Source organism: Streptomyces sp. NPDC014870 (assembly GCF_043081505.1).
Lineage (GTDB): Bacteria > Actinomycetota > Actinomycetes > Streptomycetales > Streptomycetaceae > Streptomyces.
In genome coordinates this window covers 218,345-232,457 of sequence record NZ_JBIBWQ010000007.1, presented here as the reverse complement: position 1 = coordinate 232,457, position 14,113 = coordinate 218,345, and the positions used below count along the sequence as shown (strand labels likewise).

Sequence of the window (14,113 nt, the reverse complement as noted above, 5' to 3'; positions counted from 1 at the left end):
TCTCTCGTTACGACTTCTCGTGGTGGCGTACGACGGTGTCGGGGCCCGGAGACATCAGGGCCTCGTGGCCGTCGTCGTCGAACTTGACGCGGTACGGGGGATTGCCGTTCTCGCCGAGCACCTGAAGGACCTCGGCCGTACGGTCGTGCTGACCGACGGTCCGGCCGTGCACCAGCAGTTTGTCGCCCACGCGCGCTTCCATCGGGGTGACCTCCTCGCGGCCGTGCTTGTCCTCGATCCGAGTCTATGTCCGCCATTGTGACCCGCGTCACTCTCGGGCGCGCGCCAGGGCCGGGGTCCGTCAGCTCTTCGCGCGCTGGGTCACCGCGATGCAGACGAGCACGGCGCAGGCCGCGAGGGGTGCGGCGGGCGAGAGCGACTCGCCGAGCAGGGTCACCGACCAGAGCAGGGTCAGCAGCGGCTGGGCGAGCTGGAGCTGGCTGGCCCTGGGGATGCCGATGGCCGCCATGCCCCGGTACCAGACGTACAGGCCGAAGAAGGTGGAGCCGGCCGCGACCCAGACAAGCCCGACGACACCGTGGGCGTTCAGGTGGACGGGTTCGACGGAGAGGGCGACGGCCGCGCCGACGAGCATGAACGGCAGGCACAGGACCAGGGCCCAGCCGACGACCTGCCAGCCCGGCATGAGCCCCGCGAGCCGCCCGCCCTCGGTGTATCCGGCCGCGCAGACGAGCAGCGCGCCGAACAGGTACAGGTCGCCGCTGGAGAGGGCTCCGCCGCTCTCCTTGAGCGTGAAGGCGAGGATCACCAGCGCGCCGGCGACGGCCGCGAGCCAGAACCGGCGGGAGGGCCGGCGGCCGGTGCGGACCGCGGCGAAGGCCGCCGTGGTGAGCGGCAGCAGGCCGACCACCACGGCGGCGTGCGAGGTGGTCGTGGTGCGCAGGGCGAGTGTCGTCAGGAGCGGGAAGCCCGCCACGACCCCGCCGGCGACGACGGCGAGGCCCGCCCAGTGCCGGCGCTCGGGCAGCGGGACCTTCATCGCCAGCAGGAAGGCGCCCGCGATGAGCGCGGCCAGGGTCGAGCGCACGGCGACGAGCGACCAGGGGCCGAAGCTCTCCAGGCCCCAGACGGTGGACGGGAACGTGAGCGAGAACGCGACCACGCCCAGGCCGGCCAGGAGCGTGCCGCGGGTCTGCCGGGAAGACGCCACCGAGGCCGCGGTCGGGACCGCCGTCGAGACCGCCCCGGTGGGCCCGCTGGTGGCGACCGCTATCGTCGAGGGAGTAGTAGCGCTATCCTGTGCTGTCATGCACGAGCGTAGCAGCGTCGCTGAACTGGCCGCATCCCTGAAAGCGGAGCTGGACCGCTACTCACCAGGTGGAAAGCTCCCGTCCAGTCGAGCCCTCGTCGAGCGGTACCGCGTCTCCCCGGTGACGGTCACCCGGGCACTCGCCCAGCTCGCCGCCGAGGGCCTCGTCGTCACCCGGCCGGGAGCCGGTGCGTACCGCGCCGAGCCGCGCGAGCGCGCGACCGCGGCCGGCGACACGTCCTGGCAGGAGGTCACGCTCAGCGCCGACGCGGCGACGGAGCTTGTCCCGCGCAGCGTCGACGCGTCCGGAGTCCTGGCGACCCTGTCGGCGCCCCCGCACGGGGTCGTCGAGTTCAACGGTGGCTATCTGCACCCCTCGCTCCAGCCGGAGCGCGCCATGGCCGCCGCCCTCGCCCGCGCGGGACGCCGCCCCGGTGCCTGGGGCCGGCCGCCCACCGACGGACTGCCCGAACTCCGCGAGTGGTTCGCCCGCGAGATCGGCGGCACCGTCACCGCCGCCGACGTCCTCGTCACCGCAGGCGGGCAGCCCGCCATCGCCACCGCCCTGCGGGCGCTCGCCCCGCCCGGCACGCCCGTGCTCGTCGAGTCGCCCACCTACCCGGGCATGCTCGCCGTCGCCCGCTCGGCCGGCCTGCGTCCGGTACCCGTTCCGGTCGACGCCGACGGGGTCCGCCCCGAACTCCTCGAAGCCGCCTTCCGGGCCACCGGCGCCCGGGTCTTCGTCTGCCAGCCGCTCTTCCAGAACCCGACCGGCGCCGTGCTCGACGCCGAACGGCGGCACGCCGTCGTCCGGATCGCCCGGGCCGCGGGGGCCTTCGTCGTCGAGGACGACTTCGCCCGCCTGCTCGTCCACGAGGACGCCGGACCGCTCCCCGTACCGCTGGCCGCCGAGGACCCCGACGGTGTCGTCGTCCACATCCGCTCGCTGACCAAGCCGACCTCGCCCAGCCTGCGCGTCGGCGCCCTCGCCGCGCGCGGCCCCGTCCTGGAACGGCTCCGCGCGATCCAGGTCGTCGACAGCTTCTTCGTTCCGCGCCCCCTGCAGGAAGCCGCGCTCGAACTCGTCGGATCGCCTGCCTGGGGCCGCCATCTGCGGTCCGTGTCCCGGGAGTTGAAGGACCTCAGGGCCGCCATGGCGGGCGCGCTCGCCCAGCACCTGCCCGAACTGGCCCTGCCGCACATCCCCGTGGGCGGCTACCAGCTCTGGCTCCGGCTCCCCGACACCCTGCCCGAGGCCGCCCTCGTCGCGGGCGCCCTGCGGGCCGGGGTCGCCGTCGCCGCCGGCCGCCCGTACTTCAGCGCCGAACCGCCCGCCGGGCACGTACGCCTCAGCTTCGCGGGCGTGGCCGGGCCCGCCGAGATCGCCGAGGGCGTGCGCCGGCTGCGGACGGCCGTCGACGAGCTGACCGGCTGACCCCTTCCGGCCACGGACGATGCGTGTGGTGTGGTCGGAGAAGGCCTGATTCGATCCGCGGTGGATTCCGGACAAGCGGCCGGTTGTCGGACAGCACCGGCCCCCGAGAGGACCGGTGCCCTGACCGGAGCCCGCGCATATGCCCTCTTGACCTGCCAGCCGTCCGGCCTCACGATCGCGCCCATGGGTCTACGGGTCACGCTCGTCGCAGCGGCGCGCAGCTCCTCTCTGCTCGCCGAGCGGTTCGACGACGACCGGCCGCTCGACGAGGCCGGCTGGTACGAGGTGCAGCTCGCCGCGCACTCACTGGTCCCGCTCGGCGCGGCCGAGCTGCGCTACTGCTCGCCGACGCCCCGCTCCAGGGCGACCGGCACCGCGCTCGGCTACGCCCCGCTCGCCCAGCCCGCCCTGCGCGAGTGCGACATGGGCCGCTGGCGCGGACTGACCCTCGCGGAGGTCGCGGCGCTGGAACCGGCCGCCGTCGACGCGTGGCTCACCGACCCGCGCATCGCCCCGCACGGCGGCGAGACCCTGCTCGCCTTCATCGCGCGGATAGGGAGCTGGCTCGACACCCGCCCCGCCGACGACGGCTCCATCGTCGCCGTCGCCGAACCCTCCGTCGTCCGGGCCGCCCTCGTGTACGCGCTCAAGGCACCGCCCGCCACCTTCTGGAACGTCGACGTCCGCCCGCTGTCCACGGTCACCCTCACCGGCCGCCCGGGCCTCTGGCACCTGCACCTCCAGGCGGCGGTCGGCTGAGGCCGTGGGGGATCGGCCGCGCGAGCGGACCGGCTAGCCTGAGAGCACGATGAACCGTTTGACCACGTCATGGGGCGAGTTCCCGCTCACCCGATTCCCCGAGGACCCGCGCGACCCGCTCCGAGCCTGGGACGCCTCCGACGAGTACCTGCTGAGCCACCTGGCCGAGACGGACACCGACCTGTCCGGCACGGTGGCCGTCGTCGGCGACCGCTGGGGCGCCCTCGCGACGGCGCTCGCGGCCCGCCGCCCCGGCGCCCTCGCGCAGATCACCGACTCCTACCTGGGCCGCCGGGCGACCGCCGAGAACCTGGCCCGCTCGGGCGCCGCCCCGGACGCGGTCCGGCTGCTCACCACCCAGGACCCGCCGCCCGAGCGGATCGACGTGCTGCTCGTCCGCGTCCCCAAGAGCCTCGCGCTCCTGGAGGACCAGCTGCACCGGCTCGCACCCGCCCTGCACGAGGGGACCGTGGTCGTCGGGACGGGCATGGTCAAGGAGATCCACACCTCCACGCTCCAGCTCTTCGAGTCGATCCTGGGCCCCACCCGCACCTCGCTCGCCGCCAAGAAGGCCCGCCTGATCCTCTGCACCCCGGAGCCCGGCCGGGAGCGGGCCGCGAACCCCTGGCCGTACCGCTACGACCTCCCCGCCGACGCCGGGACCGTCGCCGGGCGGACCGTCGTCAACCAGGCCGGTGTCTTCTGCGCGGACCGTCTCGACATCGGCACCCGCTTCTTCCTGAAGCACCTGCCGACCGGCCTCGATCGCGCCCGGGTCGTGGACCTGGGCTGCGGCAACGGAGTCGTCGGCCTGGCGGTCGCGCTCGCCGAGCCCGGGGCCGACCTGGTCTTCGCCGACGAGTCGTACCAGGCCGTCGCCTCGGCCGAGGAGAACTTCCGTACCCACGCCGTGCCCGGCCGCACCGCCGAGTTCCTGGTCGGTGACGGAACGGCCGGGCTCGCCGCGGACTCGGTCGACCTCGTCCTGAACAACCCGCCCTTCCACAGCCATCAGGCCACCACCGACCGCACCGCCCGCCGGATGTTCACCGACGCGCGGCGCGTCCTGCGGCCGGGCGGCGAGCTGTGGGTGGTCGGCAACCGGCACCTCGGCTACCACGTCACGCTCCGCCGGATCTTCGGCTCCTGCGAACTGGTCGCGAGCGACCCGAAGTTCGTGATCCTGCGGGCGGTCAAGCGCGGTGCCGCGGCCTGACCCCGGCACGTACTCCCGTACGCGTCAGGCCAGGGCCACCAGCTCTCGGTAGTCCTGACTCCACAGGTCCTCCTCGCCGTCCGGGAGCAGCAGGACCCGGTCCGGCCGCAGTGCGTCGATCGCCCCCTCGTCGTGGGTGACCATCACGATCGCGCCCGGATACGTGGAGACGGCGGCGAGGACCTCGTCGCGGGAGGCCGGGTCCAGGTTGTTCGTGGGCTCGTCGAGCAGCAGGACGTTGGCGCCCGAGTGGACCAGACCGGCAAGCGCGAGCCGCGTCCGCTCGCCGCCCGAGAGCACCCCGGCCGGCTTGTCGGCGTCGTCGCCGCGGAACAGGAACGCCCCGAGCACCCGTCGTACCTCACCGTCCGTCAGATGGGGCGCCGCCGCGGCGAGGTTGGCCCGGACGGTGCGCGCGGGGTCGAGCGTCTCGTGTTCCTGCGCGAAGTACCCGATCCGCAGCCCGTGCCCGCGCACGACCCGCCCCGCGTCGGGCACCTCGACGCCCGCGAGCAGCCGCAGCAGGGTCGTCTTGCCCGAACCGTTGAGGCCGAGCACGACCAGGCGGCTGCCGCGGTCCACGGCGAGGTCGACACTGTCGAGGACCGGGCGCCCGTCCCCGTAGGACTTGGTCAGCGACACCGTGCCCAGCGGCATCCGGCCGCACGGCGCGGGCTCGGGCAGCCGGATCCGCGCGACGCGCTCGGCCTGCCGTACGGGATCGAGCCCGTCGAGCAGCCGGTCGGCGCGGCGGGCCATGCTCCGTGCGGTCGTCGCCGTCGCGGAGCGGGCCTTCATCTTCTCCGCCTGGGCGTGCAGCGAGGCCGCCTTGCGCTCGGCGTTGGCACGTTCCCTGGTCCTGCGGCGCTCGTCGGCGTCCCGCTGGGCGAGGTACGCGGACCAGCCGGTGTTGTGCACGTCGATCGTGGCGCGCGTGGGATCCAGGTGGAAGACCCGGTTGACCGTGTCGGCCAGGAGCGGCACGTCGTGGCTGATCAGGACGAGACCGCCCTGATGCGCCGCGAGGAAGCCGCGCAGCCAGCCGATCGAGTCGGCGTCGAGGTGGTTCGTCGGCTCGTCGAGCAGCAGCGTGCCCTCGCGGCCGTGCCCGGCGAACAGGATCCTGGCCAGCTCGACCCGGCGCTTCTGGCCGCCGGAGAGCGTGCCGACCGCCCGGTCCATGACCTCGGTCGGCAGCCCCAGGCCGGCCGCCACCCGGGCGGCCTCCGCCTCGGCGGCGTACCCGCCCCGGGTCTCGAACTCCGCCTCGGCGCGGGCGTACGCGGCCATGCGCCGCGCGTCGGGTGCCTCGCCGAGGGCGACGGCGGCCCGCTGCAGCTCGCGGCCGGCGCGGTCGAGTCCGCGCGCGGACAGGATGCGGTCGGTGACCGAGACGGCCGGGTCGGCGGCGCGCGAGTCCTGCGCGAGATGGCCGATCTCGCCAGTACGGGTGAGGGTCCCGGCGGCCGGCGGGCGCAGCCCGGCCAGGGTTTCGAGCAGGGTGGTCTTCCCGGCTCCGTTACGGCCGACGAGGCCGATCCGGTCGCCCGGGGCGACGTGGAACGAGAGGTCGGACAGCAGGAGGCGGGCGCCGGCGCGCACGTCGACGGCACGAACGGTGATCATGGGGTAACGCTCCGAAAAAGCAGAAGGACACACGGGTGGCGTGGGAGTGGGTCCTTGAGCTAGGAAATTCGGGGCGTAGACATGCCTACGAGGCTAGGGGAGGCCCCGGACCGGGCGCATCCGGTTTTTCGGAGCGTGCCGGAGGCTCCCCGGCGAGGCTCTCTAGCGAGAGGGCCCGCGGGGGTGCGGCACGGTCGGGGCGGACCGCGACGGCCGGCCGAGGCGGACCGGGACCCCGGGGGAGTACAGGACGCTGACCGGGGCCTCCTGGGGCGTCGGGAGCCCGGCCGCGGCGAGCAGGTTCTCCTCGCAGGCGACCAGTTCGGCGCGGTACAGCGGCCAGCGCGGATGTTCGTTGGGCAGGTGCACCGCCGTGCCGAAGAACGCGTTGTGCAGTCCCCAGCGGGCGGTGAGGAAGTGTTCGAGCTCGGTGGGCTCCTCGACGCGCTCGCCCCGCTCCACCCTGAGGCGGCTGTAGGCCCCGCGCGGGCCCGGCCAGCGGCGCGAGCTCGTGTAGTCGACCGTCCGGCCCTCGGTACGGACGCTCATCCGGGACCACAGGTACGGCAGCTGGAAACCGAGCCGCCCGAACACCACGGGGATCAGCCGCGACGCGTCCATCGACCGGAAGACGACACCGCGCCGCCCGTGGGCGTCGACGGAGTACAGGCGCACGTTGGTCTCCGGGAAGGAGCCGAGGTACGGGATCCCCGGCAGCCGCAGCCACCCGACCTTGTGCATCCGGAAGGCCACGAGCCCCACGTACGTGAGCCCTTCGTGGGTGTCCGGCACGGTTCCGCTCGGCAGGAGCGGGGCCACGGCGTCCGGATCGACGGCCCAGTGGACGAACGCGAGGTCGAGCCACTCCTGGGTGAGGAGCGGGTCGCGTATACGGGTGGGGGCGTCGGGCACGACGGGTTCGGGGGCCACGGACTCGGGGGCCACGGACTCGGGCACGACGGGCTCGGGCACGACGGATTTGGGCACGAACGGCTCGGGCTGCGGCACGGCGCAAGAATGGCAGAACGCTCCCCGCCCGAAGCCCCCGCCCCCGGGCTCCCACCTCCCGCCGCCCCCGGGCTGCCGCCCCCGTCGCCCCCGGGCTCCCACCTCCCGCTGCCCCCGGGCTGCCGCCCCCGTCGCCTTCAGGGCGCTCCCCGGAGCCCGCCGTGATCCCCCACTGTCGGACCCGTCTGCGATGCTGGTGACGTGACGCTCGAAGACCTGGTGCGCCTGCGCCGCGCACGCGACGCGATGGACCGCGACTACGCGCAGCCCCTCGACGTCCCGGCGCTCGCGCGCATCGCCCTCATGTCGGCCGGGCACTTCTCCCGCAGCTTCCGTGCCGCCTTCGGGGAGACGCCGTACAGCTATCTGATGACCCGTCGCGTGGAGCGGGCGAAGGCGCTCCTGCGCCGCGGAGACATGAGCGTCACCGAGGTCTGCTTCGCCGTCGGCTGTACGTCCCTGGGCTCGTTCAGCACCCGCTTCACCGAGCTGGTCGGCGAGAGCCCGAGCGCTTACCGGGCCCGCTGCCACGAGGCGGGCGCGCCGATCCCGGCCTGCCTCGCGAAGATCCACACGCGCCCGGTCAGGAAAGGCACGGCGGTCCACGTTCCGTAGCGGCAGCGGAATCCGGCACCGGCTCCTATCGTCGGAGCCATGACCATCAAGCTCGCACAGTGCTTCATCGCGGTCGACGACCACGACAAGGCGCTCGCCTTCTACCGTGACGTCCTCGGCATGGAGGTCCGCAACGACGTCGGCTTCGAGGGGATGCGCTGGGTCACCGTCGGCTCGCCCGAGCAGCCCGACGTGGAGATCGTCCTCGAACCGCCGCTCGCCGACCCCAACGCCTCACCGGCGGACCGCCGGGCGATGGCGGAGCTGCTCGCGAAGGGGCTGCTCCGCGGGGTCATCTTCCAGACGGACGACGTCGACGCCACGTTCGAGCGGGTCCGGGCCGCCGGGGGAGAGGTCCTCCAGGAGCCGGTCGACCAGCCGTACGGCGTCCGGGACTGCGCCTTCCGCGACCCCTCGGGGAACATGCTCCGCTTCAACCAGCCCCGGACCTCCTGACCTCACCGTCCCTACAGGTGCGCGGCGGCCTCGTCGGCGGTGAAGGCGGAGGCGAAGGTGAACGCGCGCGGGGACGGGCCGTGCGCCCGCAGCTCCGACAGCCGCCCCAGGGCCTCGCCGACGGTCGGGACCTGTCCGGCGGGTATCCACCAGAGCACCATGTGCGCCTCGACGTGCCGGGCGAACCACTCGCGCCGCCGCCGCATCACCTCCAGGTGCCCGCTGCGGTACGCGAAGTCCCACAGGGCGTCCTGGCTCTCCCACACGGACAGGTTCACGATCACGTCCTCGCCCGCAGGGCGCAGGGCCGTGGCGTCGGGCGCCCCCTCCTCGACGAGCCGCCAGACGAAACCGGGCGCACCGTCGGCCGCCGCGTTGACCGGGTCGAGCATCTCGACGAAGGGCGCGAGGCGCGGGTCGTCGAGGGGGTGCAGGAGCGTGGCGACATTGAGCTGGGCGAGGTGGAGGGCGCGCGGGGACGAGGTCATGGCGTCATCCCAGCACGGCCGAGTTTTCTATGTCAATCGGCATTGGTTTTAGAATCCTCGACCACGACGCAGCACTCGCCCGGCCGGGCGTCCATCCGTGCCCGGAGGGGGCCGTCCGTGCCCAGGAGGCCTTCGAGCAGGGCGAGGTTCATGCCGCAGACGAGGGGTGGGAAGCGCTCGGCGACGGCGTGGAAGGGGCAGTTGCGCATGCGGACCACCCGCCCGGCACCCTCCGCCTCTCCCGCCGCCTCCGTGCCCTCCGTGTCCTTCGCGTCCTCCGTGTGCGGTTCGTACCCGCGGGCGGCCAGCGTCCGTACGGCCTCGTCGAGGTCGCCGCAGGGTGGCGCCGAGCCGCGCAGGGCTTCGCCCCGGCGGCGGGCGGCGGCGCGGAGTTCGGCGTCGAGTCCGGCCTGCTCGGCGGCCTCGGCGAGCAGTTCGGCGGCGGTGCGGTAGTCGCGGGCGGGCAGCGCCACCGACCACTCGGCCCGTGCCCGGGTGTACACCTTGGCGGGCCGCCCCGCCCCCGGCCCGGAGCGCCCGGTCAGACGCCGGCTGTCGCTCTCCAGGAGTCCGGCCTCGGTCAGCCGGTCCAGGTGGTGCGCGGCGAGTGTGCGCGCCACCCCGGCCGCCTCGGCCGCTTCGTTCCGGCCGACCTCGCGGCCCTGGGTCGCCACGTACTCGTACAGCCGCCGCCGCACCGGGTCCTGCAGCAGGGCGATCGCGTCGATGTCCTCCATTCGGCCAGTCTAGGAACAATGGGAGTTGTCGATAGAAGCGGCATCGCCACACCCAGGCTTTGCATAAAACTGCGAAGTTGCGTATAGTCATGCCATCCATGAGGAGGGTTCTGATGACGGTACGAGCAGCAGTGGCGGGCGCGAGCGGATACGCGGGCGGAGAGCTCCTGCGTCTTCTCCTCGCCCACCCCCACGTCGAGATCGGCACCCTGACCGGCCACTCCAACGCCGGTCAGCAGCTCGGCGGCCTGCAGCCGCACCTGCTGCCGCTCGCCGACCGCGTCCTCGCGCCGACCACCCCCGAGGTGCTCGCGGGCCACGACGTCGTCTTCCTCGCGCTGCCCCACGGGCAGTCCGCCGCCGTCGCCGAGCAGCTCGGCCCTGACACGCTCGTCGTCGACATGGGCGCCGACTTCCGGCTCCAGGACTCCGCCGACTGGGAGGCCTTCTACGGCTCCCCGCACGCCGGCACCTGGCCCTACGGCCTCCCGGAACTGCCGGGTGCCCGTGCCGCGCTGGAGGGGTCCAAGCGCATCGCGGTACCCGGTTGCTACCCCACCGCCGTCTCCCTCGCGCTCTTCCCCGCGTACGAGAACGGCCTCGCCGAGCCCGAAGCGGTGATCGTCGCCGCCACCGGCACCTCCGGCGCGGGCAAGGCCCTCAAGCCGCACCTGCTCGGCAGCGAGGTCATGGGCTCCATGTCCCCGTACGGCGTCGGCGGCGGCCACCGGCACACCCCCGAGATGATCCAGAACCTCAGCGCCGCCGCCGGCGAGCGCGTCGCAGTCTCCTTCACGCCCACCCTCGCGCCCATGGCCCGCGGCATCCTCGCCACCTGCTCCGCCAAGGCGAAGCCCGGGGTCACCGCGCAGAGCGTGCGCGCCGCGTACGAGAAGGCCTTCGCGGACGAGCCGTTCGTCCATCTGCTCCCCGAGGGGCAGTGGCCGGCCACCGCGTCCGTATACGGTTCCAACGCCGTTCAGATCCAGGTCGCCCACGACGCCTCGGCCGGCCGGATCATCGCGATCAGCGCCATCGACAACCTGACCAAGGGCACCGCGGGCGGTGCGGTGCAGAGCATGAACATCGCCCTCGGGCTCCCCGAGGACACCGGACTTTCCACGATTGGAGTCGCTCCATGAGCGTCACAGCGGCGAAGGGATTCACGGCGGCGGGCATCGCCGCCGGAATCAAGGAGAACGGCAACCCGGACCTGGCCCTCGTGGTCAACACCGGGCCGCGCCGCGCCGCCGCGGGAGTCTTCACCTCCAACCGCGTCAAGGCCGCGCCCGTCCTCTGGTCCCAGCAGGTCCTCACCACCGGCGAGCTGGCCGCCGTCGTCCTCAACTCCGGCGGCGCCAACGCCTGCACCGGCCCCCAGGGCTTCCAGGACACCCACGCGACGGCCGAGAAGGTCGCCGAGGTGCTCACCGCGCGGGGCACCGCCATCGGCGCCGGCGAGGTCGCCGTCGCCTCCACCGGTCTCATCGGTCTCCTCCTGCCCATGGACAAGGTCCTGGCCGGTGTCGAGAAGGTCGCGGGCGAACTCTCCGAGCACGGCGGCGAGAAGGCCGCCATCGCCATCAAGACCACCGACACCGTCCACAAGGCCTCCGTCGTCACGAAGGACGGCTGGACCGTCGGCGGCATGGCCAAGGGCGCGGGCATGCTCGCCCCCGGCCTCGCCACCATGCTCGTCGTCCTGACCACCGACGCCGAGGTCGACAGCAAGGACCTCGACGCCGCCCTGCGGCAGTCCACCAGGGTCACCTTCGACCGGGTCGACTCCGACGGCTGCATGTCCACCAACGACACCGTCCTCCTCCTCGCCTCCGGCGCCTCCGGCATCGCCCCTGAGCAGGCCGCGTTCGCCGAGGCCGTGACGGAGGTCTGCCAGGACCTCGCCCGCCAGCTCATCGGCGACGCCGAGGGCGCGAGCAAGGACATCCGCATCGAGGTGATCAACGCCGCGACCGAGGACGACGCCGTCGAGGTGGGCCGCTCCATCGCCCGGAACAACCTCCTCAAGTGCGCCATCCACGGCGAGGACCCCAACTGGGGCCGGGTGCTCTCCGCGATCGGCACGACCGCCGCCGCCTTCGAGCCCGACCGGCTGAACGTCGCCATCAACGGCGTCTGGGTCTGCAAGAACGGCTCGGTCGGCGAGGACCGCGACCTCGTCGACATGCGGTACCGCGAGGTCACCATCACCGCCGACCTCGCCGCCGGCTCCGAGACGGCCGTCATCTGGGCCAACGACCTCACCGCCGACTACGTCCACGAGAACAGCGCGTACTCGTCATGACCGGGACCAGGAAGCACACCGCGCTCCCCAAGGCCGAGATCCTCATCGAGGCGCTGCCCTGGCTGACCCGGCACCACGGCAAGACGGTCGTCATCAAGTTCGGCGGCAACGCGATGATCGACGACGAGCTCAAGGCGGCCTTCGCCCAGGACGTCGTCTTCCTGCGCCACGCCGGCCTCAAGCCGGTCGTCGTGCACGGCGGCGGCCCGCAGATCAGCGCCGCGCTCGACCGGCACGGCATCGTCAGCGAGTTCAAGGCCGGGCTGCGCGTCACCACCGAGGACGCCATGGACGTCGTACGGATGGTGCTCGCGGGCCAGGTCCAGCGCGAGCTGGTCGGGCTCCTCAACCAGCACGGCCCGTTCGCCGTCGGCATGACCGGCGAGGACGCGCACACCATCAGCGCCACCAGGCACCAGCCGGTCATCGAGGGCGAGCAGGTCGACATCGGCCGGGTCGGCGAGATCACCGCCATCGACACCGGCGCCATCGAGGCGCTCCTGGAGGACGGCCGGATCCCGGTCGTCTCCTCCATCGCCCGCTCCGAGGACGACGGACATGTCTACAACGTCAATGCTGATACGGCGGCTGCGGCTCTCGCTGCGGCGCTGGGCGCCGAGACCCTGATGGTCCTGACCGATGTCGAGGGCCTCTACGAGGACTGGCCGAACAGCGACGAGGTGATCAGCCGGCTCACCGCGAGCCAGCTGGAGAAGCTGCTGCCCGAGCTCTCCAGCGGGATGGTCCCCAAGATGGAGGGCTGTCTGCACGCCGTACGGAACGGGGTTCAGACGGCCCGGGTGATCGACGGCCGCGTCCAGCACTCGATCCTGCTGGAGATCTTCACCGACTCGGGCATCGGCACGATGGTCGTGCCCGACGACACGACGGGGGACGGGAAATGAGCGACGCCGACCTGAGCGACGCGCAGGAGAGCACCGCGCACGAGAGCACCGCGGACGCGAGCACCGCGGACGCGAGCACCGCGGAATCCGGCAACGCGGGCCTGAGCGCGCGGTGGCGGGGCTCGCTCATGGGCAACTACGGCACGCCGAAGCTGTCCCTCGTCCGCGGCGCGGGCGCCAAGGTCTGGGACGCCGACGGCACCGCGTACCTCGACTTCGTCGGCGGCATCGCGGTCAACGCGCTCGGCCACGCCCACCCGGCGATCGTCGAGGCCGTGTCGCGCCAGATCGGCACGCTCGGCCACGTCTCCAACCTCTTCGTCGCCGAGCCGCCCGTCGCGCTCGCCGAGCGGCTCCTGCAGCTCTTCGGCCGCCCGGGCAGGGTCTTCTTCTGCAACTCCGGCGCCGAGGCCAACGAAGGCGCCTTCAAGATCGGCCGGCTCACCGGCCGCACCCACATGGTCGCCACCCAGGGCGGCTTCCACGGCCGGACCATGGGCGCGCTCGCCCTCACCGGCCAGCCCGGCAAGCAGACCCCGTTCCTGCCGCTCCCCGGCGACGTGACGCACGTGCCGTACGGAGATGTCGAGGCGCTGCGCGCCGCGGTCACCGAGGAGACCGCGCTCGTGATCATCGAGCCGATCCAGGGCGAGAACGGCGTGGTCGTGCCGCCCGCCGGCTATCTCAGGGCCGCCCGCGAGATCACCCGGGCCACCGGCACCCTGCTGGTCCTCGACGAGGTCCAGACGGGCATCGGCCGGACCGGCGGCCACTGGTTCGAGTACCAGGCCCACGAAGGGGTCGACCCCGACGTCGTGACCCTGGCCAAGGGCCTCGGCGGCGGGCTGCCGCTCGGCGCGACCGTCGCCTTCGGTACGGCGGCCGAACTCTTCGAGCCCGGTCACCACGGCACGACCTTCGGCGGGAACCCGGTCGCCTGCGCCGCCGGCCTCGCGGTGATCGACACTCTCGCGGCCGCCGGAACCCTCGACGAGGTCAAGCGGCTCGGCGAGCGGTTGCGGACCGGAATCGAGGGCCTGAACCACCCGTTGGTCTCCCATGTCCGTGGTGCGGGCCTTCTGCTGGGTATCGTGCTCACCGAGTCCCTCGCGCCCCAGGTGCAGCAGGCGGCTCAGGACGCCGGTCTCCTGGTCAACGCGCCCGCTCCCGATGTCGTACGGCTCATGCCCGCACTGATCATCACCGACGCGGAGGTGGACGCGTTCCTGGCAGCGCTGCCCGGTGTCCTCGACGGAGCGGTGAACGGGCAAGCACGAACCGGAGAATGAGACG

The 14,113-nt window shown here is 73.1% G+C and carries 15 protein-coding genes; 9 read left to right on the top strand and 6 right to left on the bottom strand.

Translation table 11 applies throughout. From position 1 onward, the window contains the following. Positions 1-7 precede the first annotated feature (7 nt). Positions 8-202 (bottom strand): DUF1918 domain-containing protein, encoded by a 195-nt coding sequence (locus ACF09C_RS21430; RefSeq protein WP_392093332.1) that lies wholly within the window; start codon positions 200-202, stop codon positions 8-10. Positions 203-301: 99 nt separating this feature from the next. Beyond that, on the bottom strand, positions 302-1,270 hold the full coding sequence (locus ACF09C_RS21425; RefSeq protein ID WP_392093330.1) for a DMT family transporter: 969 nt from the start codon (positions 1,268-1,270) through the stop codon (positions 302-304). Between ACF09C_RS21425 and ACF09C_RS21420 the strand changes: the two genes are divergently transcribed. From ACF09C_RS21420 to ACF09C_RS21410, 3 genes are all read left to right on the top strand, one after another. After that, positions 1,269-2,705 (top strand): PLP-dependent aminotransferase family protein, encoded by a 1,437-nt coding sequence (locus tag ACF09C_RS21420; RefSeq protein ID WP_392093328.1) that lies wholly within the window; start codon positions 1,269-1,271, stop codon positions 2,703-2,705. The two genes, ACF09C_RS21425 and ACF09C_RS21420, sit on opposite strands and share 2 nt — an antisense overlap. A 183-nt stretch (positions 2,706-2,888) precedes the next feature. Next, positions 2,889-3,464: a histidine phosphatase family protein gene (locus tag ACF09C_RS21415; RefSeq protein ID WP_362004597.1), complete on the top strand. Its 576-nt coding sequence runs from the start codon at positions 2,889-2,891 to the stop codon at positions 3,462-3,464. Positions 3,465-3,522: 58 nt separating this feature from the next. Next, positions 3,523-4,680 (top strand): methyltransferase, encoded by a 1,158-nt coding sequence (locus ACF09C_RS21410; protein ID WP_392093325.1) that lies wholly within the window; start codon positions 3,523-3,525, stop codon positions 4,678-4,680. Between the two features lie 24 nt (positions 4,681-4,704). Here ACF09C_RS21410 and ACF09C_RS21405 read toward each other — a convergent pair whose 3' ends face one another. Both ACF09C_RS21405 and ACF09C_RS21400 read right to left on the bottom strand, forming a co-directional pair. Then, positions 4,705-6,306 (bottom strand): ABC-F family ATP-binding cassette domain-containing protein, encoded by a 1,602-nt coding sequence (locus ACF09C_RS21405; protein ID WP_392093323.1) that lies wholly within the window; start codon positions 6,304-6,306, stop codon positions 4,705-4,707. 162 nt (positions 6,307-6,468) lie between these two features. Next, complete coding sequence (locus ACF09C_RS21400) at positions 6,469-7,236, bottom strand: YqjF family protein (RefSeq protein WP_392093666.1); 768 nt, start codon at positions 7,234-7,236, stop codon at positions 6,469-6,471. Positions 7,237-7,515: 279 nt separating this feature from the next. Between ACF09C_RS21400 and ACF09C_RS21395 the strand changes: the two genes are divergently transcribed. Beyond that, positions 7,516-7,929: a helix-turn-helix domain-containing protein gene (locus tag ACF09C_RS21395; RefSeq protein ID WP_392093321.1), complete on the top strand. Its 414-nt coding sequence runs from the start codon at positions 7,516-7,518 to the stop codon at positions 7,927-7,929. A gap of 39 nt (positions 7,930-7,968) precedes the next feature. Beyond that, a complete protein-coding gene (locus ACF09C_RS21390) occupies positions 7,969-8,385 on the top strand; it encodes a VOC family protein (RefSeq protein ID WP_392093319.1) in 417 nt (138 codons plus the stop codon). A gap of 11 nt (positions 8,386-8,396) precedes the next feature. Here the strand turns inward: ACF09C_RS21390 and ACF09C_RS21385 are convergent, their stop codons facing one another. Further along, positions 8,397-8,873 carry a DUF3291 domain-containing protein gene (locus tag ACF09C_RS21385; protein WP_392093317.1) on the bottom strand — a complete coding sequence of 159 codons (477 nt, stop codon included), beginning with the start codon at positions 8,871-8,873 and terminating at the stop codon, positions 8,397-8,399. Positions 8,874-8,905: 32 nt separating this feature from the next. After that, positions 8,906-9,610, bottom strand: a complete 705-nt coding sequence (locus ACF09C_RS21380) for a helix-turn-helix transcriptional regulator (RefSeq protein WP_392093315.1) — start codon at positions 9,608-9,610, stop codon at positions 8,906-8,908. A 113-nt stretch (positions 9,611-9,723) separates the two neighbouring features. Here ACF09C_RS21380 and argC point away from each other — a divergent pair, with 113 nt between their 5' ends. From argC to ACF09C_RS21360, 4 genes are read left to right on the top strand one after another with little or no spacing between them, the layout of a single operon-like run. Further along, a complete protein-coding gene (argC, locus tag ACF09C_RS21375; RefSeq protein ID WP_392093313.1) occupies positions 9,724-10,752 on the top strand; it encodes an N-acetyl-gamma-glutamyl-phosphate reductase in 1,029 nt (342 codons plus the stop codon). Then, positions 10,749-11,915 carry a bifunctional glutamate N-acetyltransferase/amino-acid acetyltransferase ArgJ gene (gene argJ / locus ACF09C_RS21370; RefSeq protein WP_392093311.1) on the top strand — a complete coding sequence of 389 codons (1,167 nt, stop codon included), beginning with the start codon at positions 10,749-10,751 and terminating at the stop codon, positions 11,913-11,915. The genes argC and argJ overlap by 4 nt, the downstream gene beginning before the upstream one ends. After that, complete coding sequence (gene argB / locus ACF09C_RS21365) at positions 11,912-12,820, top strand: acetylglutamate kinase (RefSeq protein WP_392093309.1); 909 nt, start codon at positions 11,912-11,914, stop codon at positions 12,818-12,820. Before argJ ends, argB begins: the two co-directional genes overlap by 4 nt. Continuing rightward, positions 12,817-14,109, top strand: a complete 1,293-nt coding sequence (locus ACF09C_RS21360; protein WP_392093307.1) for an acetylornithine transaminase — start codon at positions 12,817-12,819, stop codon at positions 14,107-14,109. Before argB ends, ACF09C_RS21360 begins: the two co-directional genes overlap by 4 nt. Positions 14,110-14,113: the final 4 nt, after the last annotated feature.